This is a genomic window from Candidatus Avoscillospira sp. LCP25S3_F1 (genome assembly GCF_052117125.1).
In the GTDB taxonomy this organism is placed as follows: Bacteria; Bacillota; Clostridia; order Oscillospirales; family Oscillospiraceae; genus Avoscillospira_A.
This window is the reverse complement of sequence record NZ_JBQKJT010000054.1, coordinates 1-1641: the sequence shown is the minus strand read 5'-3', so window position 1 is coordinate 1641 and position 1641 is coordinate 1. Positions and strand designations below refer to the sequence as shown.

Annotated in this window: 3 protein-coding genes; 1 reads left to right on the top strand and 2 read right to left on the bottom strand. The window is 48.1% G+C overall.

From position 1 onward, the window contains the following. Positions 1 to 477 precede the first annotated feature (477 nt). Positions 478 to 798, bottom strand: a complete 321-nt coding sequence (locus ACTQ33_RS17040) for a transposase (RefSeq protein WP_441465682.1) — start codon at positions 796 to 798, stop codon at positions 478 to 480. Between the two features lie 15 nt (positions 799 to 813). Beyond that, positions 814 to 1047: a hypothetical protein gene (locus ACTQ33_RS17035; protein WP_441465681.1), complete on the bottom strand. Its 234-nt coding sequence runs from the start codon at positions 1045 to 1047 to the stop codon at positions 814 to 816. A gap of 99 nt (positions 1048 to 1146) precedes the next feature. Here ACTQ33_RS17035 and ACTQ33_RS17030 point away from each other — a divergent pair, with 99 nt between their 5' ends. Next, on the top strand, positions 1147 to 1359 hold the full coding sequence (locus tag ACTQ33_RS17030; protein ID WP_441465680.1) for a helix-turn-helix domain-containing protein: 213 nt from the start codon (positions 1147 to 1149) through the stop codon (positions 1357 to 1359). The last annotated feature ends 282 nt before the right edge of the window (positions 1360 to 1641 follow it).

Below are 1641 nucleotides of genomic sequence, written 5' to 3'. Positions count from 1 at the left end.
GAAAATGCTGTATCTGGCCATGATGGACATTACAAAAAAGTGGACTGGGCGGCGGCAGGACTGGAGCCTGATCCACGCTCAGATGGCCATCTATTTTGCCGAGCGTATGCCTGAGTAACACTGCTGGTGCCGGATGTCAAGGGTAAGAAAACGGCTCCGCCGTCCTTGACATCTATCCCCACCGGCGGTATGTTGGTGAAAAGGCGGCAGTCAGATGAACCTGCTGCCGCCCTGAATAAATTTTGCTCTATTCCCACCCTGAACGGAGTTTACACAGAATTTGGGATTGCCCCGCAGGATATTTTTGGTGTAGTTCCACCAGTTTCCGTTTCAGTGCTTGATTGCGCTGCTCCCGCACACAGGGTTTACGATGCAGCCAATCATAGTAGCCGCTGCGCGAGATCTCCAGGGTCCGGCATGCCTGTTCCACAGTGGCTCCCTGGCGGTGCAGCGCCTGAACGCAGCGGTATTTTTCCACTATGGTTTCGACAGGATGCCGACGGATTTTTTTAGGATGTCAATGACCTCCTCTTTCTCACCCAGCTGCTTGCGCAGCGTACGGATCTCCGCTTCCAGCTCCCGGATCCGCTGCTGTTCCCGGTTGTAGCGGCTCACTTGGCCCAGCTGCATCCCTGAGGCCTTCAACCAGCTCCGTAGGGTGTCGATGCAAATGCCCAGGTCCCGGGCAACCTCTTTGGGCTCCCGCCCTTGCTCTGTTACCAGTTTCACGGCACCGGCTTTGAATGCATCGTCGTATCGAGGTGGCGGCGCACCTTTTTTGTTCTTTTGCTCTTCCATTTTTATCGCTCCTTTCTATTCCAGTTTACGACTGATTTTTCTGTCCGTCAATTCGGGTATGGGGGCATTCCGTTTGGCGGCAATCACTGCATTGGCGGCCATGGAGTCAAACTGACCATATCGGCCAACAAAAAATTCCCGGATTCCGTACTCTGTAATGTGCCGTTCCACAGTTTCCAATAAAATTGGGAATATTGTAGATGGCGCATCTCGGTGTCCAATAAAAAAACATTTCTTGTCGCATTCCATTTTCAGTAGCCACCTTTCTTATGATAATAACCGATTTTGGTTAATACCATTATATACCGTAATTGGTTATTATTCAAGCAGAGAGGGGCGTGGGGTACGATGATTTCCTATGAGAAACTATGGGTAATCATGAAACAAAAAGGTATTTCACAGTATGCCTTGATAAAAAACTATGGTGTCAGTCCGGCTCAAATCACACGCTTGAAACGAAATGAAGGTGTTAGCACCCACACAATTGAGATGTTTTGTAAAATTTTGGATTGTCGAGTTGAAGATATCATGGAATACAAAAAAGATGAGGATGGAATGTAATGGTCATACACCACCACATTCCATCTTTTTTTATTGGCAATTGGTATGCCACCGATGGTTGCCGAATAGTTGATGGATAAACCACACTGTTGAAGATTGCATTGCGCAATTGTATGGAGGTGTAGCGGAAACGACGCGATATTTTCCAGGAAACGGTGGCTCAATACATGGAAGATTAACTATTAAAAGTCAACCCCAAAAATGAATGGTGGTGGTGAAAAGAGATAGTTCAAGAAAGGTATAGCAAAGCAGAGGTCCGTAGGGACCCCGGCGTAGGCTAAC

Coding starts and splice junctions, on each gene's coding strand:
- ACTQ33_RS17040 (WP_441465682.1), bottom strand. CDS start 798: ATGGAAGAGCAAAAGAACAAAAAAGGTGCGCCGCCACCTCGATACGAC.
- ACTQ33_RS17035 (WP_441465681.1), bottom strand. CDS start 1,047: ATGGAATGCGACAAGAAATGTTTTTTTATTGGACACCGAGATGCGCCA.
- ACTQ33_RS17030 (WP_441465680.1), top strand. CDS start 1,147: ATGATTTCCTATGAGAAACTATGGGTAATCATGAAACAAAAAGGTATT.